25 protein-coding genes are annotated in these 23,309 nt (G+C 71.5%); 12 read left to right on the top strand and 13 right to left on the bottom strand.

Annotated features, from left to right (window positions below):
- Positions 1-48: 48 nt before the first annotated feature.
- Positions 49-639, bottom strand: a complete 591-nt coding sequence (locus VK611_01315; GenBank protein HMG39929.1) for a TetR/AcrR family transcriptional regulator — start codon at positions 637-639, stop codon at positions 49-51.
- A 60-nt stretch (positions 640-699) separates the two neighbouring features.
- Positions 700-1,008 (bottom strand): hypothetical protein, encoded by a 309-nt coding sequence (locus VK611_01310; GenBank protein HMG39928.1) that lies wholly within the window; start codon positions 1,006-1,008, stop codon positions 700-702.
- Here VK611_01310 and VK611_01305 point away from each other — a divergent pair.
- Entirely contained in the window at positions 1,007-1,786 is a 780-nt protein-coding gene (locus VK611_01305) for an enoyl-CoA hydratase-related protein (GenBank protein ID HMG39927.1), read from the top strand. The two genes, VK611_01310 and VK611_01305, sit on opposite strands and share 2 nt — an antisense overlap.
- 59 nt (positions 1,787-1,845) lie before the next feature.
- On the opposite strand, the gene VK611_01300 is transcribed toward VK611_01305, so the two are convergent.
- Entirely contained in the window at positions 1,846-3,060 is a 1,215-nt protein-coding gene (locus tag VK611_01300; GenBank protein ID HMG39926.1) for an aspartate kinase, read from the bottom strand.
- A gap of 127 nt (positions 3,061-3,187) precedes the next feature.
- Positions 3,188-3,700 (bottom strand): transcriptional regulator, encoded by a 513-nt coding sequence (locus VK611_01295; protein ID HMG39925.1) that lies wholly within the window; start codon positions 3,698-3,700, stop codon positions 3,188-3,190.
- Positions 3,701-4,006: 306 nt separating this feature from the next.
- Between VK611_01295 and VK611_01290 the strand changes: the two genes are divergently transcribed.
- Both VK611_01290 and VK611_01285 read left to right on the top strand, forming a co-directional pair.
- Entirely contained in the window at positions 4,007-4,573 is a 567-nt protein-coding gene (locus VK611_01290; protein ID HMG39924.1) for an FKBP-type peptidyl-prolyl cis-trans isomerase, read from the top strand.
- A gap of 23 nt (positions 4,574-4,596) precedes the next feature.
- Positions 4,597-5,397: a peptidylprolyl isomerase gene (locus tag VK611_01285; protein ID HMG39923.1), complete on the top strand. Its 801-nt coding sequence runs from the start codon at positions 4,597-4,599 to the stop codon at positions 5,395-5,397.
- Between the two features lie 62 nt (positions 5,398-5,459).
- Here VK611_01285 and VK611_01280 read toward each other — a convergent pair whose 3' ends face one another.
- Positions 5,460-6,122, bottom strand: a complete 663-nt coding sequence (locus VK611_01280) for a Type 1 glutamine amidotransferase-like domain-containing protein (GenBank protein HMG39922.1) — start codon at positions 6,120-6,122, stop codon at positions 5,460-5,462.
- Positions 6,123-6,202: 80 nt separating this feature from the next.
- Here VK611_01280 and VK611_01275 point away from each other — a divergent pair, with 80 nt between their 5' ends.
- From VK611_01275 to VK611_01255, 5 genes are all read left to right on the top strand, one after another.
- Positions 6,203-7,057 carry a 3-hydroxybutyryl-CoA dehydrogenase gene (locus VK611_01275; GenBank protein ID HMG39921.1) on the top strand — a complete coding sequence of 285 codons (855 nt, stop codon included), beginning with the start codon at positions 6,203-6,205 and terminating at the stop codon, positions 7,055-7,057.
- Positions 7,058-7,137: 80 nt separating this feature from the next.
- Positions 7,138-8,610 carry a M28 family peptidase gene (locus VK611_01270; GenBank protein HMG39920.1) on the top strand — a complete coding sequence of 491 codons (1,473 nt, stop codon included), beginning with the start codon at positions 7,138-7,140 and terminating at the stop codon, positions 8,608-8,610.
- A gap of 31 nt (positions 8,611-8,641) precedes the next feature.
- The gene (locus tag VK611_01265) at positions 8,642-9,307 is read left to right on the top strand and encodes a hypothetical protein (protein ID HMG39919.1); all 666 of its coding nucleotides are present in this window, start codon (positions 8,642-8,644) and stop codon (positions 9,305-9,307) included.
- Positions 9,304-10,017 carry a leucyl/phenylalanyl-tRNA--protein transferase gene (gene aat / locus VK611_01260; protein HMG39918.1) on the top strand — a complete coding sequence of 238 codons (714 nt, stop codon included), beginning with the start codon at positions 9,304-9,306 and terminating at the stop codon, positions 10,015-10,017. Before VK611_01265 ends, aat begins: the two co-directional genes overlap by 4 nt.
- A gap of 56 nt (positions 10,018-10,073) precedes the next feature.
- Complete coding sequence (locus tag VK611_01255) at positions 10,074-12,047, top strand: protein meaA (protein HMG39917.1); 1,974 nt, start codon at positions 10,074-10,076, stop codon at positions 12,045-12,047.
- A gap of 53 nt (positions 12,048-12,100) precedes the next feature.
- Here the strand turns inward: VK611_01255 and VK611_01250 are convergent, their stop codons facing one another.
- The 6 genes from VK611_01250 to VK611_01225 form a co-directional block, all read right to left on the bottom strand.
- Complete coding sequence (locus tag VK611_01250) at positions 12,101-13,228, bottom strand: CoA transferase (protein ID HMG39916.1); 1,128 nt, start codon at positions 13,226-13,228, stop codon at positions 12,101-12,103.
- A 65-nt stretch (positions 13,229-13,293) separates the two neighbouring features.
- Entirely contained in the window at positions 13,294-14,286 is a 993-nt protein-coding gene (locus VK611_01245) for a hypothetical protein (GenBank protein ID HMG39915.1), read from the bottom strand.
- A 52-nt stretch (positions 14,287-14,338) separates the two neighbouring features.
- Positions 14,339-15,343 (bottom strand): metallophosphoesterase, encoded by a 1,005-nt coding sequence (locus VK611_01240; protein ID HMG39914.1) that lies wholly within the window; start codon positions 15,341-15,343, stop codon positions 14,339-14,341.
- Positions 15,344-15,358: 15 nt separating this feature from the next.
- A complete protein-coding gene (locus VK611_01235) occupies positions 15,359-16,090 on the bottom strand; it encodes a TetR/AcrR family transcriptional regulator (GenBank protein ID HMG39913.1) in 732 nt (243 codons plus the stop codon).
- Positions 16,091-16,162: 72 nt separating this feature from the next.
- Positions 16,163-16,360: an acyl-CoA carboxylase epsilon subunit gene (locus VK611_01230; GenBank protein HMG39912.1), complete on the bottom strand. Its 198-nt coding sequence runs from the start codon at positions 16,358-16,360 to the stop codon at positions 16,163-16,165.
- Positions 16,361-16,365: 5 nt separating this feature from the next.
- Entirely contained in the window at positions 16,366-17,919 is a 1,554-nt protein-coding gene (locus VK611_01225; GenBank protein HMG39911.1) for an acyl-CoA carboxylase subunit beta, read from the bottom strand.
- An 80-nt stretch (positions 17,920-17,999) separates the two neighbouring features.
- On the opposite strand from VK611_01225, the gene VK611_01220 reads away from it, so the two are divergent.
- The gene (locus VK611_01220) at positions 18,000-19,349 is read left to right on the top strand and encodes a tetratricopeptide repeat protein (protein ID HMG39910.1); all 1,350 of its coding nucleotides are present in this window, start codon (positions 18,000-18,002) and stop codon (positions 19,347-19,349) included.
- Between the two features lie 3 nt (positions 19,350-19,352).
- Here the strand turns inward: VK611_01220 and VK611_01215 are convergent, their stop codons facing one another.
- Both VK611_01215 and VK611_01210 read right to left on the bottom strand, forming a co-directional pair.
- On the bottom strand, positions 19,353-19,790 hold the full coding sequence (locus VK611_01215; GenBank protein ID HMG39909.1) for a PIN domain-containing protein: 438 nt from the start codon (positions 19,788-19,790) through the stop codon (positions 19,353-19,355).
- On the bottom strand, positions 19,762-20,022 hold the full coding sequence (locus VK611_01210) for an AbrB/MazE/SpoVT family DNA-binding domain-containing protein (GenBank protein HMG39908.1): 261 nt from the start codon (positions 20,020-20,022) through the stop codon (positions 19,762-19,764). Before VK611_01210 ends, VK611_01215 begins: the two co-directional genes overlap by 29 nt.
- Before the next feature lie 78 nt (positions 20,023-20,100).
- Between VK611_01210 and VK611_01205 the strand changes: the two genes are divergently transcribed.
- From VK611_01205 to VK611_01195, 3 genes are all read left to right on the top strand, one after another.
- Positions 20,101-21,186 carry an ATP-dependent DNA ligase gene (locus tag VK611_01205; protein ID HMG39907.1) on the top strand — a complete coding sequence of 362 codons (1,086 nt, stop codon included), beginning with the start codon at positions 20,101-20,103 and terminating at the stop codon, positions 21,184-21,186.
- Between the two features lie 65 nt (positions 21,187-21,251).
- Positions 21,252-22,586 carry an acyl-CoA dehydrogenase family protein gene (locus VK611_01200; protein ID HMG39906.1) on the top strand — a complete coding sequence of 445 codons (1,335 nt, stop codon included), beginning with the start codon at positions 21,252-21,254 and terminating at the stop codon, positions 22,584-22,586.
- A gap of 144 nt (positions 22,587-22,730) precedes the next feature.
- Complete coding sequence (locus tag VK611_01195; protein HMG39905.1) at positions 22,731-23,231, top strand: hypothetical protein; 501 nt, start codon at positions 22,731-22,733, stop codon at positions 23,229-23,231.
- Positions 23,232-23,309: the final 78 nt, after the last annotated feature.

The following is a 23,309-nucleotide window of genomic DNA, read 5'->3' as shown; positions in this document are numbered from 1 at the left end:
GACGACCGGCATCGTCCCCGAGGACGACCCGGTGGCCCCGCTCGCCTTCTAGCCGTCGGGGCGGACGCCTCGCAGGCCACGCCAGGCCAGGTCGGCCAGCTGGCGGGCAAGCTCCTGGGGGTCGGTCTCGGCGTCCGACGTCATCCAGCGGGTGCTGGCGCCCTCGATCATCCCGACGATGCCGTGGCCCAGGAGCCGCCGCTGCTCGGCGGTCAGGCCCTCGATCTCGATGAGGCCGGCGACCTGCTCGGCGATCGTGTTCTCCACCTCGCGGGTGATGGCGGAGAACTCCTCGTCACGTGACGAGCCGCGGGTGTAGAAGAGCCGGAAGGAGTCGCGGTGGTCGTCGACGAACGTGAAGTAGGCGGCGAAGCCCCGCTCCACCTGCTCCCGGGGCGAGCTGGCCGACGCCACGGCCTTGGTGATCGCCTCCTGGATCTGGCTGCCCACCTCGGCGAGGAGCTGGCCGTACAGCTGCCGCTTCGACACGAAGTGCTGGTAGAGCACCGGTTTCGTCACGCCGGCGGCCTCGGCGATGTCGCTCATCGACGTCACGTAGAAGCCCTGCTTCGCGAAGACGTGCAACGCGACCTCGAGCAGTTGGCGACGCCGCCGTGCGGCCGGTAGCCGTGTGGACACGATGCTCCATTCCTCGCTGGCTACTTGACGGTAACTCGCGGCGGAGCGACGCGACGCCAATTACGGCTTGAGGCCCCGTTCACGGTCCTCGCGGTCGGCGGCCTTCACGCCGTAGCCCACCACGATCGCGGGGGCCAGCACCACCGATCCCAGGATCAACGCCACCACGATCACGTTGACCACGCCCTTCGGCAGGTCGAGGGCCATGGCCAGGAAGAACAGCCCCAGCGACAGCGCGTAGAGGCCGTAGCCGAGCCGCTGGCCCACCTCGGCGAAGCGGGCCCACTGGCGACGCCGGACCAGCACGGGGTCCACGGGCGCGTCCGGTTCGTCGGGCGGGGGAGCGGACGGCATACCGTCGGTGATCATGGCAGAACCAACCCTTCTCCACGAGGTGAGCGACGGCGTCGCCCGGCTGACCCTGAACCGCCCCGAGCGCCGCAACGCCCTGTCGTGGGACCTGGTGCGGTCGCTGCGGGCGGCGTTCGCTCAGGCGAAAGCCGACCCCGAGGTGCGGGTGTGCGTGCTCACCGGCGCCGGCGACACGGCGTTCTGCGCCGGTGCCGACCTCGGTGGGATGGCGTCGGACGACACGCTGGCGGTCCACGAGGCCCGCGGCGAGATGGCCGAGCTGTTCCGCGACCTGTACCGGTTGGGCAAGCCGACGATCGCCCGGGTGCGGGGGTACGCCCTGGCCGGCGGGTTCGGGCTGGCGCTGGCGTGCGACCTGGTGGTGGCGGCCGACGACGCCGTCTTCGGCACCCCCGAGGTCGACGTGGGCCTGTGGCCCCACATGATCACCGTGCCGCTGATCCGCTCGATGCCGCCGAAGGCCGCCCTGGAGCTGATGCTCACCGGCCGCCGGGTCGCGGCCGACGAGGCGTTGCGGCTGGGGTTCGTCAACCGGGTGGTCCCGGTCGAGGGGCTCGACGCCGCCGTCGACGAGCTGGCGGCGACCCTGGCGGCGAAGTCGCCCGCCGCCGTGAAGCTGGGCCGCGACGGCTTCTACGCCGTGTGGGACCAGGACGTCGACGCGTCGCTGCGGCTGCTCCACCCGCTGCTGGCCGTCACCGCCGCCACCGAGGACGCCGCCGAGGGCATCGCCGCCTTCACCGAGAAGCGGCCCCCGAACTGGACCGGCCGCTGAACCATCCGAAATTGCGTGGCAGGCGGCCCCATAGCGGCCACGAGCCACGCAGTTTCGGTTCAGGAGTCGAGCTCGAAAGCGGTGTGGAGGGCGCCGACGGCCTGCTCGACCTGGTCTTCCCGCACCACGCAGGAGATGCGGATGGCCGAGGTGGAGATCATCTCGATGTTGATGCCGTCGTCGGCCAGGGTGGCGAACATCCGGGCGGCGACGCCGGGGTTCGACTTCATTCCCGCACCGATGATGCTCACCCGGGCGATGTCCTTGTCGGACGTCACCCCCGTGGCCCCGATCTCGCCCGCCAGCGACTCGCACACCCCCACGGCCGCCGCCAGGTCGGCACGGGGCGCGGTGAACGAGATGTCGGTCACGCCGTGGTCGGACACGTTCTGCACGATCATGTCGACGTTCACGTCGCCGTCCGCCAGCGTGCGGAACAGCTTCGCGGCGATGCCGGGATGGTCGGGCACGCCCGACACGGTGACCTTGGCCTCGCTCACGTCGTGGGTGACCGCGGAGACGATCGCCTGTTCCATGGAGGGGCCCTCCTCTACGACCCAGGTGCCCGGCTCCCAGGTGAAGGCCGAGCGGACATGCAACTTCACGCCCCAACGCCGGGCGTACTCCACCGACCGCATCGCCGGCTTGGGGCAGCCGGTGGCGGTCATCTCCAGCAGCTCCTCGAACGACACGACCGGCATGCGCCGCGCCGTCGGCACCAGGCGGGGGTCGGCGTTGAAGACCCCCGAGACGTCGGTGTAGAGCTCGCAGGCGGCGGCGTCGAGGGCGTGCGCCAGGGCGACGGCCGTGGTGTCGGAGCCGCCCCGCCCCAGGAAGGTGACGTCGCGGTCGGTCGACACGCCCTGCGACCCGCCCACCACCGGCACGCGGCCCTCGTCGAGCGCCTTGCGCACCCGGTCCGGCCGCAGCTCCACGATCTTGGCCCTGGTGTGGTCGGTGTCGGTGATGAACCCGGCCTGGCTGCCGGTGAAGCTGTCGGCCTGCACACCCAGCGAGTGCAGCGCCATGCACAGCAGCGCCATCGCCTTGCGCTCCCCGGCGGTGATCAGCATGTCCATCTCGCGCCCGGGACGGACACCGGACACGTCGTGGGCCAGGCGGATCAGGTCGTCGGTCTCCTTGCCCATCGCGCTCACCACGACAACGACGCTGTTGCCGTGGCGGATCGTGCGCGCGACGTGGTCGGCGACCTCGCGGATGCGATCCGGGTCGGCGACCGAGGTCCCGCCGAACTTCTGGATGACCAGGGGCACGACGTCAGACGCTAACGGCCGACGTCACCCGAGTCAGAGCCAATTCGGGGGTTTGCTTCGTTTGCCTACCCATCCAACCACCCCGCCGCCGCCCCAAGGGGTCTCGGCCGGCAAGCCGGCGAGGCTGTTACTCAAAGGCAGCGGGTGAATCGACCAGTGCGCCCCAGGCCTCGAGCTGGGCGATCGCCGCGGGGGTGTCGACCTGGAGGAGGGCGCAGATGGCCCGTAGGTCGTCGCGGCGGATCGACAGCACGCGGCCGTTGAAGTCGCCGCGCTCGAGAACGATCGAGCGGGCGAAGCGCTGGATGGCCGCGGCCTCGGGCACGTTGCCGAGCGCCTCGAGGTCGAGCACCAGCTTGCGCGGCTTGTCGGGTATGGCCTCCTGCTGGCCCAGGAGCACGGAGACGGGGACGTCGTAGAACGCCGCCAGCTCGTGCAGCCTTGGCAGGCTGAGGGTGCGGAAGCCACGTTCGTAGGCCCCGATGGCGGAGGCACTCCAACGGCCTTCGGAGGATCGCTCGACGTCGTCGAGCGACATTCCCTTGGCCTTGCGCAGGGCGCGGAGACGTCTACCTACTTCGAGGGTTACGTTCGTGGGCGGATCGTCGTGATCTTCGTGATCGTCGTGGTTGTCGCTCATCACTTCTCGTCGTCCTGGGGACATGCCCATTCGAACCGCCTCACCACATTCGACTCCACTCACCACGATTCTCGCACGAACCGCCTCGGTGAGTGCAGTCGGGGCATCCTAAAGTGACGGAGCGTGAGTTCCACCAGTCGCCGAGGTCAGGTGGTGGTCAGGTCGGGTGACTGGGGGCGACCCCCCTGAGCTGGCTAGCCTCACCGATTCGTGGGAACGGACAAGCGAGAACGCCAAAAAGCCGGCAGGTACGCCCGAATCATCGAGGAAACGGCCGCCGCCAAACGCCAACGGACCGTCCGGACGGTGCGCAACGTGGGCATCGCGGCGGTGGTGGTCCTCGGCGGCGCGTTCGGGTACTCGGCCCTCTTCGGCGACGACGACTCGTCGGGCAGCGACGAGACCTCCGGCGAGGAGGACACCACCACGACCGTCCCCGAGTCGACCGAGCCGCCCACCACCGCGCCGGTCGACACGAGCGCCTTCTCCAACCCCGAGGCGGCGGCGGCCGTCATCGAGCGCGGCGCCCCGGAGCCCGAGCCGCCACCGGCCGAGACCCCCGCCGACGCCCTCGAGGTGTCGACGTTGATCGAAGGCGAGGGTGACCCGGGCACGGCCGACGACGGCTACGTCGTCATGTACTACGGCCTGCAGCCCGACGGCACGGTGCTCGACGAATCGTGGAGCGCGGCGCCGTTCCCGATCGAGCCCCCGCTCGCCCAGGCGTCGCTCATCGAGGGTTGGAAGCAAGGCCTGGTCGGCGCCAAGGTCGGCGAGCGCCGGCGGCTGGTGCTGGGCGAGAACAACGCCTACCCGGGCGAGGGCCCGCTGGCCTTCGAGATCGACATCCTCGACATCACGCGCGCCGGGTAGCCGCAAGACGCGAGACTGTAGGGATGGCGGAGGGCAGCACCGGCAGCAAAGGCCGCTCTGACAAGAGGTCGAGCCGGGCGGGGTGTGCGCGCAACGCGCTGCTCAGCCTGGCGGCGATCCTGATCGTCGTCTACGTGTTCATCCGGGCCGGCGACGGCAACGGCGACAGCGACCGCCAGGCCCGGCGCGACAACACCGTCACCACCGAGCCCCGGCCCACCACCACGCTGGCGCCACGGCCGAGCGTGGCCGTCGACCCGGAGTGCCCCGAGGAGGACGGCTCCTCGGAGCGCACGCTGCAGTTCACCGAGGCCCCGCCGATGTGCATCGACCCCGCGGCGACGTACGTGGCCACGGTCGAGACCAACCGGGGCGACTTCGAGATCACGCTCGACCCGTTGTCCGCGCCGCAGGGCGTCAACAGCTTCGTGTTCCTGGCCCGCTACCACTTCTACGACGGCGTGGCCTTCCACCGGGTGCTCGACGACTTCCTGGCCCAGACCGGCGACCCGTTCGACCCCGACGTGGGCGACGCCGACGCCGGCTACCTGCTCCCCGAGGAGCCCCCGACCGTGGAGCCCTTCTACCCCAAGGGCGCGGTGGCCCTGTCGAACCTGGTCGAGCCGAACACCACCGGCAGCGAGTTCTTCGTGGTGACCGGGGAGGGCGCGGCCGCCGTCCAGCCCACCTACTCCCGGATCGGCGAGGTCACCGGCGGCATCGACGTGGTCGACGCCATCAACGCCACCGCCATCCCCAACGACGACATCGGCGTGCCCACCGAGCTCACGGTCGTCGAGACGATCACCGTCGAGGAGAGCTGAGACCCGAAATTTCGACAGAACTGGTCCTATAGCCACCACTTCTGTCGAGATTTCGGATGGGGTCAGGGGAGGGCGTCGAGGTCGCGCTCCGTGGCGTCGACCCAGACGTGCACCTTGCCCGCGCCCTCGGCGGACCAGGTGCCCGACGGCGAGCGCACCAGCGCGGTCCGCTCGTCGATGCCGACCACCGGCAGGGCCTTGGGTGCCAGCTGCAGGGTGCGGTGGCGCTTGTCCTCCGACCACGTGTCGGCGTGGGGGATCACCGCCATCTTGGGCACCAGGCCCATTCCCAGCGTGAACGCCCCGCCCCGCAGGTCGACCGCCGGGTCGCACAGCACCATCGCCCCCGCGGAGGTGCCCGCCAGCGTCGCGCCCTCGTTCCAGGCCGCCACCAGGGCGTCCCACAGCGGACTGTGCACCAGCACCGAGCGCAGGTGCATCGGGTTGCTGCCGGCCAGGTAGACGAACCGGGCGGCCTGGGCGGCGGCGACGTGGTCGGGGTCGCTGGCCGACACCCGGTCGAGCGCCATCAGCGGGCGCACCCGGGCACCGAGCCCGGCGAACCACGCGGTGGCGGCGTCGACCAGGCGCTGCGGGTGCTCGTAGGCGGCCCCGGTCGGCAGCACGAGAACCTCGTCGGCGCCGCTCGCACTGAGCAGATCGCGGTCGAAGCTGCAGCCCTCACGCCATTCCGCACCACCGACGAGGGCCAGGGAGCCAGTCACCCGCCCGAAGCTACTGTCCGTCGACCTGTCGCCGTGCCAGGTGTTGGACCCCGCCGGTTACCCGTCAGTAGCCTGCGGCGATGGTTATCGAACGACTGGGCATCGTCGGCTCCGGGATCATGGGGTCGGGGATCGCCGAGGTGGCCGCCAAGGCCGGTGTCGCTGTCGTCCTCCGGTCCCGCAAGCAGGAGACCGCCGACGCCATGCTCGCCGGGCTGGGCAAGTCCCTCGACAAGCAGGTCGCCAAGGGTCGCCTCGCCGAAGACGAGGCCGCCGCCATCAACGGGCGGGTCAGCGCCACCGCCGATCTCGACGCCCTGGCCGACTGCGACCTGGTGGTCGAGTCGATCGTCGAGGACCTGGCGGTCAAGAAGCAGCTCTTCGCCGAGCTCGACCGGATCGTGAAGGCCGGAGCGATCCTGGCGTCGAACACGTCGACCCTGCCGGTGATCGAGATGGCCATCGAGACCGGCCGTCCCGAGCGCGTGTGCGGCGTCCACTTCTTCAACCCGGCGCCGATGATGAGCCTGGTCGAGATCGTCCGCACCCTGCTGAGCAGCGACGAGACCATCGCCGAGGCCCACGCCTTCGTCGCGGCGGCCGGCAAGACGTCGGTCGAGGTGAAGGACGAGGCCGGCTTCATCGTCAACGCCCTCCTGTTCCCCTACCTCAACAACGCCGTGCGCATGCTGGAGAACGGCACCGCCAACCGCGACGACATCGACGCCGCGATGAAGGGCGGTTGCAACTTCCCGATGGGCCCCCTGGCCCTGCTCGACCTGGTCGGGCTCGACACCTCGCTGTCGATCCTCGACGCCTTGTACGAGGAGTTCAAGGACCCGAACTACGCTGCGGTGCCACGCTTACGGCGTATGGTGGCCGCCGGGTTGCTGGGGCGAAAGAGCGGCCAGGGTTTCTACGACTATCGGAGCTAGCTGCAGACACTGCAGGGGGAACCACTTTGCGTTGGACACGGCGAGCCTTCCTGGCGCGCACCGGGGCGACGGCAGCGGGCGTGCTCGCCCTGGGAGTCGCGGCGTGCTCGGACGACGACGATGCCGAAGAGGGCGACGGCGACGGGAACGGTGACGAGGGCGGCGCGCCCCCGACCGACCCCACGCCCGGCGACGGCGTGAACGACGCCCTCGTGCCCGCGACCGCGGCGATCTTCGCCAACATCGAAGAGGTCTTCGGCCATGGCATCCGCCGGCCCGGCTGGGAGGCCGACATCTGGGCCGAGGAGTGGATCGCCGACAAGTTCCGCGACCTGGGGCTGGAGAACGTGCGGCTGGAGCCGGTGCCGGTGCGCCGCTTCGAGGCGGTGAGCTGGACCTTCGAGGTGATCCCCGCGTCGGGCGAGGCCCGCGAGCTGGAGTGCTTCCCGGTGCCGTTCACCGTCCCCGTCGAGGGCCTGGAGGTGGAGCTGGCCGCGTTCACCGAGGCGAACCCCGCCGCGGTCGCCGGGAAGGCGTCGCTCTACGACGTCGCGTTCCTGAACGTGCCCGCCGACATCTTCGTCCCCGCCACCGACCGTGACCAGCGGATGCACGACCCCGACGGCGACCTGGGCGAGACCCACCACCTGCCGTTCGGGTCGAAGCTGGGCGAGGACGTCGAGCCGTCGATCGAGGCCGGTGCCGCCGCCTTCGTCGGGGTGCTCAAGGGCTACCCGACCGACACCTGCGACTACTACGTGCCCTACCACGGGCGCACCCTCGACATCCCGGGCGTGTGGCTCAAGGAGAGCGACGGCGCCTGGGTCCACGACCAGCTCGCCGCCGGCCCGGTGCGCATCCGGCTCACGGTCGAGTCGACCAACGAGGAGTTCGAGTCGCACAACGTGGTCGGCGAGCTCCCCGGGGCCGACGACGACATGGTGATCATCGGCTCGCACCACGACGGCCCCTGGGCCTCCGCGGTGGAGGACGGCAGCGGCATCTCGCTGGTGCTGGCCCAGGCCGAGTACTGGTCGAAGGTCCCCGAGGCCGAGCGGCCCCACAAGCTGGTGTTCCTCCTGCACGGTGGGCACATGTCGGGTGGTGCCGGCCTGCACAAGTACATCGAGGACCACAAGGCCGAGCTCGAGAACGTCGTGCTGGAGTTCCACCTCGAGCACGCCTGCCTGGAGTTCGTGAAGGAGGGCGACGCGGTGGCGTCCAACGGGCGGCCGGTGCCCCGCTGGTTCTTCGCCAGCGAGATCCCCCGGCTCAAGTCGGCGCTGCTCGACGCACTCGTGGCCGAGGACCTGCGGCGCTCGATGATCCTGCCGCCCGACGCCATCGGCACGCAGCCCCCCACCGACGGTGGCTACTACTCGAACGAGGGCGTCCCGATCGTCAACTTCCTGGCCGCGCCGTGGTACCTGTTCGACAAGCAGGACACGCTCGACAAGATCGACCAGGACAGCCTCGTGCCCCTCACCCGGGCCACGATCCGCGTGGTCGAGTCGACCAAGGGCGTGTCGGCCGCCGACATGCGGGCGGTCTAGCGCGGACTCCACCCGGCAAGATGGACGCCGGATGTTGGAGGACGCGTCCTACCGGGAGCAACTGACGACGCTGGTGCGGTCCGCCCGGACCGCCGGGCGTCGCGCCATCGCCAGCGGGCGCTGGCTGGCCGACACCGTGGTCGACATGGCGCCCCACGTCCCGGTGCGCGACGCCGACACCCTGTCCTCGCACCACGGTGGGCTCGTCGGGGCCGACCTGGCGCGGTCGATGGTGCGATCGTCGGGCCACGTCAGCGCCGCCATCGGGGGTGCCGCCGGCGGGGTGATGGCGGTGCAGGAGCTGTCGATCGCCGGGGCCGTCGCCATCCCGTTCGAGCTGGCGGCGGAGACGGCGCTGGTGGTGCTGGTGGAGCTGAAGCTGGTGGCCGAGCTGCACAACGTCGCCGGGCGCCCGCTGGAGGGCGGGCCCCGGGAGCGGACGGCGGGTGCGGTGCGGTCGTGGATGTCGGGGCGGGGCATCTCGCCGGCGGGTGTCGTGATGTCGCGGGGGCGGCCCGACCTGCTGTCCCGAGCGACCCGGGCTCGCCTGGGTCGGGTGCTGCGGCGCCGCTACTTCCGCAACGTGACCACCGTGCTCCCGTTCCTCACCGGCGCCGCTGTCGCCGCCTGGCTGAACCGCCGGGCCACCCTCGCCATCGGCCGCGCCTTGGCCAAGGACCTGGGGCTGGGTAGATGAGGGACGTGAAGCGAGAGCTGGTGGGCATGCCGGTGGAGCCGCCGCCGTCGGTGTGGGCGTTCCCGGCGCCCGACCGGGCCGACGAGAGCGGTGTCGTGGCGGTCGGGGGCGACCTGGAGCCGGGGACGCTGCTGGCCGCCTACCGCAACGGCCTGTTCCCCATGCCGGTCGGGCGGCGGGGGCAGCTGGGCTGGTGGTCGCCCGAGCCCCGGGGGATCATCCCGCTCGACGGCCTGGTGGTCAGCCGGTCGCTGCGGCGCAGCTGCCGCCGCTACGAGGTGCGCATCGACACCGCCTTCGAGGCCGTGATCACCGCCTGCGCCGACCCCACCCGCCCCGACGGCTGGATCACCCCGGAGGTGCTGGCCGCCTACGTGCGGTTGCACGAGCTGGGCTGGGCCCACTCCGTCGAGACGTGGGACCCGGAGTCCGACGAGCTGGTCGGCGGCCTCTACGGCGTCGCCATCGGCGGGCTGTTCGCCGGCGAGTCGATGTTCCACTGGCGCACCGACGCCTCCAAGGTCGCCCTGGTGCGGCTGGTGGAGATCATGGGCGGCGGCGAGGCGCTGAGCCGGCACCGGATGCTCGACGTCCAGTGGGTGACGCCGCACCTCGACACGCTGGGGGCCCGGGGCGTCTCCCGCGCCGCGTACCTGAAGTCGCTGCGCCGGGCCGTGCACCTGCCGCAGCCCCGCATCTTCTGCTCCTGACCCTCCGCTGGCGGGTGCGTTGGCCGCCCTACGGCCGGTAACGGCAGACTTGACCCATGACCGGAGCGACCCTGCCGCAGCCCGATCGCCCGTGGATGATGCGGACCTACTCGGGGCACTCGACGGCCAAGGCGTCGAACGAGCTCTACCGCACCAACCTGGCCAAGGGGCAGACCGGTCTCTCCGTCGCCTTCGACCTCCCCACGCAGACCGGCTACGACCCGGACCACCCCCTGGCCAAGGGCGAGGTCGGCAAGGTCGGCGTGCCCGTCGCCCACCTCGGCCACATGGGCGAGCTGCTCGACGGCATCCCGCAGGGCGAGATGAACACGTCGATGACGATCAACGCCACGGCGGCGTGGCTGCTGGGGCTCTACGTGGCCAACGCCGAGCGGCAGGGCGTCGGGTCGAAGGAGCTGCGGGGCACCACCCAGAACGACATCGTGAAGGAGTACCTGTCCCGGGGGACGTACATCTTCCCGCCGGTGCCGTCACGGCGGCTGATCGTCGACATGATCGCCTTCTGCAGCGAGTGGGTGCCGCTGTGGAACCCGATGAACGTGTGCTCGTACCACCTGCAGGAGGCGGGGGCGACGCCGACGCAGGAGCTCGCCTACTCGCTGGCGACCGCGATCGGGGTGCTCGACGCCGTGCGGGAGTCGGGCCAGGTGCCCGAGGACCGGTTCCCCCAGGTGTTCGCGTCGATCAGCTTCTTCGTGAACTCCGGCATCCGGTTCGTGGAGGAGACCTGCAAGATGCGGGCCTTCGTGGAGCTGTGGGACCGCATCGGGCAGGAGCGCTACGGCGTGACCGACCCCAAGGCCCGGCGCTTCCGCTACGGCGTGCAGGTCAACAGCCTGGGGCTCACCGAGGCCCAGCCGGAGAACAACGTGCAGCGCATCGTGCTGGAGATGCTGGGTGTCACGCTGAGCCGGTCCGCGCGGGCGCGGTCGCTGCAGCTGCCGGCGTGGAACGAGGCGCTGGGCCTGCCCCGGCCGTGGGACCAGCAGTGGGCGCTGCGCATGCAGCAGGTGCTCGCCTACGAGACCGACCTGCTGGAGTACCCGGACCTGTTCGAGGGCTCGGTGGTGGTGGAGGCGAAGACGGCCGAGCTGGTCGACTCCGCGACGGCCGAGCTGGACGACGTGCTGGCGCTGGGCGGCGCCTTCGAGGCCATCGACGAGCTGAAGGGCCGGCTGGTGCGCAGCAACGCCGAGCGCGTGCGGCACATCGAGGACGGGTCGCTCGAGGTGGTCGGCGTCAACGTCTACCGGGAGACGGCGCCGTCGCCGCTGGCCGACGGGGAGGAGGCGATCCTCCGGGTCGACCCGGCCCTGGAGGCGCAGACCGTCGCCGACCTGCAGACCTGGCGCTCCGATCGTGACAACGACGCCGTGAAGCGGTCGCTCGACCAGCTGCGGCGGGTGGCGTCGTCGGGTGAGAACGTGATGCCGGCCACCATCGACCTGGCCCACGCCGGCGGCACCACCGGCGAGTGGGCGGGCGTGCTGCGGGAGGTGTTCGGGGAGTACCGGGCGCCGACGGGTGTCGCCGCGGCCGTGGGCGCGGGCGGCGGTTCGTCGTCGCTGCGGGCGGTGGCCGAGCGGGTGCGGGCGCTGGAGGGTGGGCCGCCGCGGCTGCTGGTGGCCAAGCCGGGGCTCGACGGGCACTCCAACGGTGCCGAGCAGATCGCCGTCGCCGCCCGGGACGCCGGCATGGAGGTCATCTACCAGGGCATTCGGTTGACCCCCGAGCAGATCGCCGCCGTGGCCGTCGAGGAGGACCCCGACGTGATCGGCCTCTCGATCCTCTCCGGCTCCCACCTGGAGCTGGTGCCCGACGTGGTCCGCCGGGTGCGCGAGGGCGGCGTCACGGCCCCGGTGATCGCCGGCGGCATCCTCCCGGAGGAGGACCGCCCCGCGTTGCTCGCCGCCGGCGTCGCCGCGGTCTACACCCCGAAGGACTTCGAGCTGTCCAAGATCATGTCCGAGATCCTCGCCCTCGCCACCGCCCACCGCGCCGAGGGCTGAAATTGCGTGGCTGAGGGCTGCAGAGCGGCCCTCAGCCACGCAATTTCGAGGGGTTACGGGAGCCAGGCGGGAGGGTCGTCGGCGCCGAGGGCGCGGCCGGCCCAGCGGAGGGAACCCGGGGTCTTCGAGAAGCGGGCGACCAGCGACTGCATGGGGACGCCGGTGGAGTCGTCGATCGCGCCGCGGGCCTTGAGGTGCTGGTCGTCGAACACGTCGGCCATGTCGTAGACGGGAGCGGCGGCGGCCTGGGCGGCGTCGAAGGCCACCAGCACCTCGTCGAGGGTGCGGGCGCCGCAGTACACGGCCAGCGCGGCGTCGATCTCCTCCCGGGCGGCGATGCGGCCGCCGAACGATCGCAGGTCCTCCCGGTCGCCCAGCCCCAGCAGGTCCATCACCCGGCGCGCCACCGGCTCCGCCGACGCCGAGATCGCCACCCACGCCCCGTCCGAGCAGCGCCACGTGCCCCGGGGCACCGAGTAGGGCAGGCCCGACCCCATGCGGGGCTGCTGGAACCCGGTCAGCCCGTAGGCGGCCGGCAGCGGCCCCATGCACTGGAGCAGCGACTCCAGCAGGCTCACGTCGACCACCTGCCCGACGCCGGACCACAGCGCCACCATCACGGCGAAGGCGCCCACCATGGCGGTGAGCTCGTCGGTGAGGGCGATCGGCGGCAGCAGCGGCGGCCCGTCGGCCTCGCCGTTGATCGCCGCGAAGCCCGACATCGCCTCGGCGATCGTGGCGAACCCCGTCCGCCCGGCGTACGGCCCGTCCTGCCCGAACCCCGTCACCCGCAGGATCACCAGCTTCGGGTTCCGCGCCAGCAGCACGTCCGGCCCGATCCCCAGCCGCTCCAGCGTGCCCGGCCGGAAGTTCTCCACCAGCACGTTCGCCTCGTCGACCAGGCGGAGGAACGTGTCGTGGCCCTCGGGCGACTTGAGGTCGAGCGTGGCGCAGCGTTTGTTGCGCGCGACGACCTTCCAGTACAGCGCCACGCCGTCGCGGGGGTCGGTGAGGCCCATGGTGCGGGTGGAGTCGCCGGCACCCGGTCGCTCGATCTTGAGGACGTCGGCGCCGTAGTCGGCCAGGTAGCGGGCGGCGCCCGGTCCGGCGACCACGGTCGCGATGTCCAGGACGCGCAGCCCGGCGAGGGGGCCTACGTGTGGCGCCGTATCCGCTCCCATGGACATCTGACGGTACGACGTGTGGTCCTACCAGCGCACTTCGAGGTCCTGTCGGCGGCCGTGCCTCAACCGCAGGGGCCGACGGTGAGCCCGAACGACGGGTCGACGCCGGTGACGACGTCTTCGGTAGCTACGAGCCGGCCGTCCTCCACCCGGCTCCGGCGGATCGCCCGGTCCGGGTCGCTGTTGTCGGGCTTCTCGAAGTAGTAGACACTGCCGCCGTCGGGCGACCACACGGCCTCCTCGATCCGGTCGGAGAGCAGCTCGGCGGTGCCGGTGCGGACGTCGACCACCTCGGCGCCGTCACCGGTGTCGACCAGCAACGACGTGCCGTCGGGATGCCAGTCGATCTCCTCGACGTAGGGCAGCGTGACCAGAGGTGCGGCGCCGCTGCCGTCGGTCGCCATCGTCCACACGGAGGTCTCCTCGTGGATGCCACCCGTGTAGACGCTGCGGGTGAACGCCAGGCGGGTGCCGTCGGGCGACCAGGTCGGCTCCTCCAGCCGGTCGGGCGACCAGATCGGCTCATCCAGCACCTCGCTGGGCTCACCGCCCTCGGCGGGAACGGTCATGATCCGCCAGCTGAAGGTGCCCGCCTCGAGCTCGATGCGGTTGAACACGATCGTGGTGCCGTCGGGCGACCAGTCGGGGTCCTCGTCGCTCACGTCACCGCCGGTCAGCTCCCGGGGATCGGTGGTGTCGATGCCGTCGGTGCCGATCACCCACAGGGCGGTCGACCGGGGCCCCGACGACTCGTAGTCGCCGTCGGCCTTCACGACGACGAGCTGCCCGCCATCGGGAGCGAAGTCGGCCTGGCTGACCACCCAGTCGCCGGTGATCATCTCGCGGCCGCCATCGGCGATGACCACGCTCACCTCGGGCACCCCGCCGCCGATGCCACGGTTCGGGTCGGTGGTCTCATGGTCGAACGCGAGGATCGGCGACTCGCCGGTGCATTCGCCGTCTGTCTGGCGGGCGTCGCCGTCCCCCTCGGAGCAGGCCATCAGCACGGCAAGTGCAACGGCGGAGGCGATGCGGCTGCCGCGCATCTCTCGCATCCCGTCAGGCTCCCACGGCGACCGGGGAGCCGGGTGTCGGGGCTCCCCGGGCCTACGAACGGGGCTCCATGGGGAAGCAGCGGTCGCCCAGGGCGCCCAGCGCGTAGCCCTCGTAGAGGCCGCCGTACATGTCGCGGGTCTTCTCGCTCCACGCCAGCGCCTCGGGCACCGACACCCGGCGGAACACCTGCAGGATCCCGCCCTCGAACACCCGGTACTCGGCCCAGCCGCCCGGGAAGTCCTTCACCGCCGCCACCTCCACCCACGGCAGCGACCCGGTGGCGGTGAAGCGCCGCACCCGGTTCCGATGGGTGTGGCCGGCGAAGTAGCCGAGGATGCCCGGGCGGCGGGCGACCAGCTCCACCAGGCGCTCGGAGTCGTCCGGGTTGATGCCGAAGTAGCCCTCGGGACGGTCGGCGGAGTCGGGGCTCCAGGCGTGGTGGTGGCCGAACACCAGCACCGGGCGGTCGGCCTCGGCAGCCAGCTGGTCGAGCCACTCCAGCGACTCGGCGCTCACCCGTCCCGATTCGCGGCGGGGGATGGCGGTGTCGATCACCGCCAGGGTGACGCCCGGGAGCTCCACCGCGTAGGGCGCGGTGTCGGCGAACGTCTCGCCGTAGTAGGCGTCGTGGTTGCCGCGGACGTGGTGCAGGCGGTCGCCGAAGGCCGGCTCGTACACGGCGAGGAACTGCTCGTACTCGTCGAGCGTGCCGAAGGCGGTCAGGTCGCCCTTGACCACCACCGCGGCCGGGTCGACCTCGGTCATCTCGGCGACGGCGCAGCGGTTCATCAGCGTGGGGTAGGGCTCGGCGTCGGGCTCCGACATGTAGATCGGGCCCTCGTCGAAGCCGTCGAGGTGGCCGCACTCCAGCTCGCCGAAGTGCACGTCGTTGGCGGTGCAGAACGAGGTCAGGAGCTCGCCGCCGGGCCGGGGCAGCGTCCGCACCTGTCGCCCTTCGAGCTCGTAGGCGGTGTCGGGCTCCAGTCCCGGGTAGCGCCGCACCTCGAGCCCGTCGTGGAAGACCACCTCGTCGTCGGCGACCGTCGTCAGGTCCATGGAGCCTCCGCCGCCCTACTCAGGTTCGTGTTGGCAGAAGTGTGCCATCCGATCCGGCGGGGTGAGCAACGCGGTGAGGAGCAGTCGCATCGCGGCGCTGGCCTGGTCGGCGTCGACGCCCTGGCGGTGCAGGTCGTCCCAACCGCTCCACGATGTGGCGTGGTGCAATGCGGCTGTCAGCGGGGCGCGGTCGTGGGAGCAGCGGGCCGACAGCTCGGGCATGAACACCATCTCGACGGCGCTGCGGGCCCACTGGCGGGCCTGGTCGAAGGTCTCCTGCACCTGCGGCGAGAACGGTTCGTACAGGGCACCGGCCTGACGCAGGGGCCGCAGCGCCTCCGACAGCACCGCCCAGTGGTCGGTGAACCACTCGATCCGCTCGGCCAGCGAGGTGTCGGTGTCGGGCGTCTGCCAGGTGCTGCACACCTCGGTCGCCCGTCGCGCCGCGGCGGTGGCGAACAGGGCCTCCAGGCTGTCGAAGTGCAGGTAGACGGCCCGACGGGAGACGCCGGCCCGGTCGGCCACCTGGACGACGGTGGGGCGCAGGTCGCCGTCCTGCTCCAGCAGGTCGAGGAGGGCGTCGATGATGTGGTCGATCGTCCGCAGCGAGCGGGCGACCCGGCCGTCGATCCCCTTGCGCTCACTGCGCTTGGCCCGTGACGCCGGGCGTCCGACCGCTTGGGGACGGGCGGGGCGAGGGGTGTGCGCGGCTGCTGCCGCTAACTCTTGTGCCCGTAAGTCGCCCACCGACCTCAATTCTGCCAGTGGTGACAAGGCTACGTGCAGTGCCTCGCTTGGGGAACCCCTGTGGTGGTGCGATTACCAGGGGCGCGAGCGGCGCAACGGCACCGGCTTCGACCACCACCGACCGGAGAACCGCCACCGCGGCGGAGCGGTGGGTGGCGCGGCGGCCGCGGCCCGTGGCCAGGCCACCTCGATGGCGGCGACGATGGCCGCCAGCTCCTCGTCGCTCGGATCGCCGCCCTTGTCGACGGTGACGTCGTCGTCGTCCGGCACGTCGATCAGAGGGGGACGTTGCCGTGCTTGCGTTGCGGGAGCTCCTCGCGCTTGGAGCGCAGCAGCTCCAGGCTGGCGATCAGCTTGGTGCGGGTCTCCGCGGGGTCGATCACGTCGTCGATGTAGCCCCGCTCGGCGGCCTGGTAGGGGTTGGCGAAGCGCTCGGTGTACTCCTCCACCAGCTCGGCCTTGCGGGCCACCGGGTCGGTCGACGCCGTGATCTCCTTGCGGTAGGCGATCTCGACGGCGGCCTGGGGGCCCATCACCGCCAGCTCGGCCGAGGGCCAGGCGAAGGCGAGGTCGGCGCCGATCGACTTGGCGTTCATCACCACGTAGGCGCCCCCGTAGGCCTTGCGGGTGACGACCTGGATGCGGGGCACGGACGACTCGCAGTAGGCGTAGAGCAGCTTGGCGCCGTGGCGGATGATGCCGCCGTGCTCCTGGTCGACGCCGGGGAGGAACCCGGGCACGTCGACGAACGTGACCAGCGGGATGTTGAAGGCGTCGCACGTGCGGACGAAGCGGGCCGCCTTCTCGGACGACTCGATGTCGAGCACGCCGGCCAGGTGCATGGGCTGGTTGCCGATGATGCCGACGGGCTGGCCGTCGAGGCGGGCGTAGCCGCAGAGGATGTTGGGCGCCCAGCGGGCCGCGTACTCGAAGAACTCGCCCTCGTCGACCACCGCGTCGATCACCCGGTGCATGTCGTAGGGCTGGTTCGACGTGGGCGGGATGAGGTCGCGCAGCTCGGGGCAGAGGCGCTCGGGGTCGTCGGCCGGGGTGACCTGCGGGGGCTCCTCCAGGTTGTTGGAGGGCAGGAAGCTCAGCAGGTAGCGGACGTCGTCGATGCAGGCCTTGTCGTCCGGGCTGGTGAAGTGGCACACGCCGGAGCGGGAGGCGTGGGCGAGGGCGCCGCCCAGCTCCTGCTGGGTGACCTCCTCGCCGGTCACGGTCTTCACCACGTCGGGGCCGGTGATGAACATGTACGAGGTGTCCTCGACCATGAACACGAAGTCGGTCATGGCGGGGGAGTAGACCGCTCCGCCGGCGCACGGGCCCATGATCACGCTGATCTGGGGGACGACGCCCGACGACTGCACGTTGCGGTAGAAGATGCCGCCGTAGCTGTCGAGGCTGACCACGCCCTCCTGGATGCGGGCGCCGGCGCCGTCGTTCAGGCCGACGACCGGGGCGCCCACCTTGAGCGCCAGGTCCATCAGCTTGTGGATCTTGTCGGCGAACACCTCGCCGAGGGCGCCGCCGAAGACCGTGAAGTCCTGGGCGAACACGAAGATCTTGCGACCCTCGACCGTGCCCCAGCCGGTGATCACGCCGTCCGTGTAGGGCCGGTCGTCGAAGCCCGATTCGCTGGGCCGGCGGGCCAGCACGTCGAGCTCGTGGAAGCTGCCGGGGTCGAGCAGCAGCTCGATGCGCTCGCGGGCCAGCATCTTCCCCCGGTCGTGCTGGCGTTGGCGTGCCGCTTCGGAGCCGGGCGCGAACGCCTCTTCCTTGCGCCGCGCCAGATCGGCGAGCCGCTCGCTCATCGCGTGTTCGGCCATGTCGCCACGGTACTTGTGCGGCGTCGCCTGCTCCGAACCGTGGGCGACGAATCGTTCAGTCGGTGTGCGAACATTCGGCCATGGCGAGCGCTGCGGCCGTCGACCAGCACGGCAACCCCGTCGTCGCCGACGCGGCGGCGGTGGCCCTCTACGACCGGGCCGTCGACCGGCTCCTGCGCTTCGACCCCGAGGTTCTCGCGTGCGCGTCGACCCTGGCCGAGCGGCACGCGGATGTGGCGATGAGCCACGCGCTGGTCGCCTACCTCCACCTGTCGTCCACGCAGCGCCCCGACGCTTCGGTCGCTCGGGCGTCCTGGCAGGCGATGGCCGCCACGCCCATGGGCGAGCGGGAGCGGGCGCACCACGACGCCGTCGGCGCCTGGGCCTCCGGGAGTTGGGGCGGGGCCGCCGAGGTGCTCGACGACCTGCTCGTGCGCTGGCCCGCCGACCTCCTGGCCCTGATGCTGGGCCACCAGCTCGACTTCTTCCGGGGCGACGCCGCCAACCTGCGCGACCGTCCGGGCCGCAGCCTGTCGGCCCTCGACCCCGCGCACCCGCACACCGCGCTCGTGCGGGGGATGCTGGCGTTCGGGCTGGAGGAGTCCGGTCACTACGAGGCGGCGGAGGAGGCCGGGCAGGCGGCCCTGGCGGTGAACCGCGACGACCTCTGGGCCCTCCACGCCGTCACCCACACCTACGAGATGCGGGGTCTGGTCGACACGGGCATCGAGTTCCTCACGTCCCGGGAGGCCGACTGGGGCAGCGGCAACCTCTTCGCCGTCCACAACTGGTGGCACCTGGCCCTGTTCCGGCTGGAGGTGGGCGACCTCGCCGCGGTGCTGGCCGTCTACGACCGGCAGATCCACAACGCGGCGTCGGAGGGTGTGGCGCTGGAGATGGTGGACGCCAGCGCCCTGCTGTGGCGCCTCCACCTCGACGGCCTCGACACCGGCGGCCGCTTCGGTCCGCTGGCGGAGGCCTGGGCGTCGGCGGCAGCGTCGGCGGAGCCGTGGTACGCCTTCAACGACCTGCACGCGGTGCTGGCGTTCGTCGGTGCCGGCCGGATCACCGACGCCGAGCGGGTGGTCGAGGCGCTGACCCGCTACGTCGCCGAGGGCTCGGCGGCCGGCGGGCCCGACGCGGGCACGAACCTGGCGATGACCGCCGAGATCGGGCTGCCCGCATGCCGGGCCGTGGTCGCCTTCGGCCAGGAGCGCTGGGACGACGTGGTCGCCGAGCTGTCACCGATCCGCCGGCGCCTGCACCGGTTCGGCGGCTCCCACGCCCAGCGCGACGTCCTGCACCGCACCCTCCTCGAGGCCGCCGTCCGCTCCGGCCAGACCTCCCTGGCCCGCGCCCTCGTCTCCGAACGCCTCGCCCTCCGCCCCACCAGCACCTACGCCAGCGCCCAGCAGTCCCGCCTGCCCTGACCCTCAGGCGAGGTAGCGGACCTCGACGCCGACGGCTTCGTAGGTGCGCTGCGCCCGCCGGTCGAAGGTGAGGAGCGGGAGCCCCGCTTCGGCGGCCGTCGCACCGATGAGGGCGTCGTAGGTCGCCCCGCCACGGATGTCTCCGGCCGCGATGGCCTTCAGCGCGCGGTTCGTCGCGGCGCTCGACAGCACCGCTCGGTGCTTGAACCTTCTGTCGATCAGTGCCAGCGCGCTCGACGGTGAGACACGCAGCTCCGGGTGGCGGGTCAGGATGGCGTACGTCTCGAAGAGGCTGTGCGCCGCGATGCCGGCCTGATGCTCGATGACTGCCGCGAGGGCCAGTTCGTGATTGTCGTGCTGCTGCCTGAGGGTGGGAAAGGCGATGCTCGTGTCGACGAGCGCTGTCGGCCCGTTACCCGAGCCGCGATTCACGTAGCTCATCCAGCAGATCGAGAGTCTCGTCCATTGTCTCGCGGCGCCCTGCCTGTTCGGCTATGACAAGGCCTCCCTCCTTCTCGATGAGCACCGCTTCCGGGCGGTCGTCGGGGAGGATCAGCTCGATGTGGTCGCCGAAATCGAGGATCTCGACCTCGGTTCCCGGTACGAGCCGGTTGCGTTCACGGATGGACTTCGGGATGACGACTCGACCTGCCTTGTCGACCGTTGCCTTCATGCCCACGACGCTACCGCGCATGTGGGTGGAGAGTGGGTCGATTGTGGGACGAGGGTGCCGGTCGTAGTCTCGGGCGCGATGGAGCTTCCCGTGATGCCGCCGGTGCGGCCGATGTTGGCGAAGGCGGTGTACGAGGTGCCCCGGGTGGAGGGGCTGGTGTACGAGCCGAAGTGGGACGGGTTCCGCTGCGTCGTGTTCCGCGACGGCGACGAGATCGAGCTGGGCAGCCGCAACGACCGGCCGCTCACCCGCTACTTCCCCGAGATGGTGGTGGCGCTCAAGGCCGCCCTCCCCAACCGGTGCGTGATCGACGGCGAGGTGGTGGTCCTGGCCGAGAGCGGTGACGGCAGCCTCGACTTCGAGGCCCTGCAGCAGCGCATCCACCCGGCGGCCTCCCGCGTCGACATGCTGGCCGAGACGACGCCCGCCAGCTTCGTCGCCTTCGACCTGCTGGCCCTGGGCGACAAGGACCTCCGCGAGCAGCCCTTCACCGAGCGCCGCCGCCTGCTGGAGGGAGTCCTCGGGGGCGCGGCTCGCCAGCGGGTCTACCTCACGCCCGTCACCGACGACCCCGACACCGCCGAGGACTGGTTCCGCCGCTTCGAGGGCGCCGGGTTCGACGGGGTGATGGCCAAGGCGGCCGACGGGGCCTACCTCGACGACCAGCGGGCCATGTTCAAGGTGAAGCACCAGCGCACCGCCGACTGCGTCGTCGCCGGGTTCCGCTGGCACAAGGACGGCAAGGGCGTCGGGTCGATGCTGCTGGGCCTCTACGACGACCGGGGCGAGCTGAACCACGTCGGCGTCGCCAGCAGCTTCACCATCGCCCGCCGGGCCGAGCTGGTCGACGAGCTGGCGCCGCTGCGGGACAACGCCCTGGAGGGCCACCCGTGGCGGTCGTGGGCCGAGGCCGGGGCGCACGACGGCACCCGCCTGATGCCGGGCACACCCAGCCGCTGGAACAACAAGAAGGACCTCAACTGGGAGCCCCTGCGCCCCGAGCGGGTGATCGAGGTGCGCTACGAGAACCTGCAGTCGGGCCGGTTCCGTCACGGCGGCCGCATGCTCCGCTGGCGCGACGACAAGCTCCCCACCGACTGCACCTACGAGCAGCTCGAGGTCGTCGCCCCCGCCGAGCTGGCGCAGATCTTCCGTCGGCCCTGAGGACCTCGAAACTGCCGTCGAAACGGAACTTGACCGGTGGGTCAAGAAGTGCTCCGCTGGGGGACATGACGGCATCCGCGCCCACCAACGTCACGACCGCCGACGACGGTGCCGACGAGCTCGTCGTCGAGCTCAAGGAGTGGCTCGGCGAGAACTGGGACCCCGAGCTCACCGTGGCCGAGTGGTGGGAACGCCTCGGCACCTCGGGCTGGGGTGTGCCGGCCTGGCCGGTCGAGTGGTTCGGGAAGGGCCTGAGCCGCAGCGAGGCCGTGCGGGTGCAGACGACCATCGCCGGCTTCGGCGCCCTGCCGGCCCCCGGCGGCCTCGGCCTGCTCCTGGCCGGCCCGACCATCACCGTGCACGGCAACGACGAGCAGAAGCAGCGCTACCTGCGCGACATCGTCACCGGGAAGATGGCGTGGTGCCAGCTGTTCAGCGAGCCGGGCGCCGGGTCCGACCTGGCGGGCCTGCAGGCCCGGGCGGTCAAGGACGGCGAGGAGTGGATCGTCAACGGCCAGAAGGTGTGGACCTCCGGCGGCCAGGCCGCGGACGTGGGCATGCTCATCGCCCGCACCGACCCGGACCAGCCCAAGCACGCCGGCATCACCTACTTCGTGATCGAGATGAACCAGCCCGGCGTCGACGTGCGGCCGCTCAAGGAGATGACCGGGCGGGCGATGTTCAACGAGGTGTTCCTGACCGACGCCCGCGTCGCCGACGACACGATCATCGGCGGGCTGGGCAACGGTTGGCGGGTCGCCAACACCACGCTCATGTTCGAGCGGTCCGGCCTGGGCGCCGGCGGCGGCTCGGGTGCCGTGTCGCTGGCCATGCCGGGCACGGTCATGGGCGACCTCGACAAGCGGGCCGGCGACTTCGTCCGCACCGGCGGCCGCTCCGGCGCGAACGCCGCGACGATGTTCGGCGCGGGCGCCAGGGGTCTCATCGAGATGGCACGGGTCGCCGGCAAGTCGGACGACCCGGCGCTGCGCCAGCGGCTGGTGTACCTGCACACGCTGGGCGAGGTGGCCCGCTTCAACAACCTGCGGCTGAAGGCGGCGATGGCGGCCGGCAAGGACATCCCGGGCCTGCCCAACATCTCGAAGCTGTCGATGAGCGAGATCGTGCGCACGTCCCGCGACCTCGGCCTCGAGATCGCCGGCCCCTACGGCACCCTGCACGCCTACGACGCGGAGTCCCGCAAGGCGCTCGACGCCGCCACCGGCATGCCGCAGCTGGCGCAGGTCACCGAGTCGGCCCTGTTCGCGCAGGGTCCGTCGATCTACGGCGGCACCGACCAGGTGCAGCGCAACATCATCGGCGAGCGGATCCTGGGTCTCCCCAAGGAGCCCGGCTTCGACAAGGGCACCCCCTTCAAGGACCTCCCCAAGAACGGCTGAGCGCCCTTCGGGGCGCTGACGTGACGCGCGGGGCCGGGGACGGGGCGTGCGGATCTGTGCTGTAGTGGGCGTGTGGACGGGGACGGCGGGATGTCGCCGGCAGCGCCGACCGGAGACGGTCGCCGGCCCGGCGGCTGGACGTTGGTGGCTGGCATCGCCGCGAGCCTCGTGGCCTTCGTCGTCGTCGCCATGGTGTTCTCCGACCAGATGGCCGGCGAGGGCGACGCCGCCGACGAGCCCGGGGGCCGCGGCGACGAGACGGTCACCACGCCCTCCACCACCGACCCGACCGCCGGCACCGGGCCGATGCTGTCGGTCGTCATCGACGGCGCCGACCCGAACGTCCTCCTGCGGAGCGAGCCGGCCGGCATCGACTGCGGCCCGGAGCCCCGCTCGGGCGAGTGGCTGCACAAGCACTGCGAGGCCCGCTTCGAGCCGGGCGTCGAGATCACGCTCAACGCCACCATCCCCCCGGTGGTGATGGAGCTGCTGGGCCAGGCCGGCTGGGTGGGCTGCGACGAGCCGCCGTTCGGGAGCTTCTCGCCGCCCCCGCCCTGCACGATGACGCTCGACGCCGACCGCACCGTCTGCCTGTTCACCGGCTTCGACGACTGCCCCGCCGAGATCCCGAGGCAGCAGCAGTAGCTGTCACAACCCGTACCGACCACCCCGCCGCCGCCCCAAGCGGTGAAGGGCTTCGCCTTCGCTGTCACATCCTGGCCG

The organism is Acidimicrobiales bacterium (genome assembly GCA_035316325.1).
Classification (GTDB): Bacteria; Actinomycetota; Acidimicrobiia; order Acidimicrobiales; family VFJN01; genus DASXTK01.
This window is presented reverse-complemented; position numbering and strand designations above follow the sequence as displayed.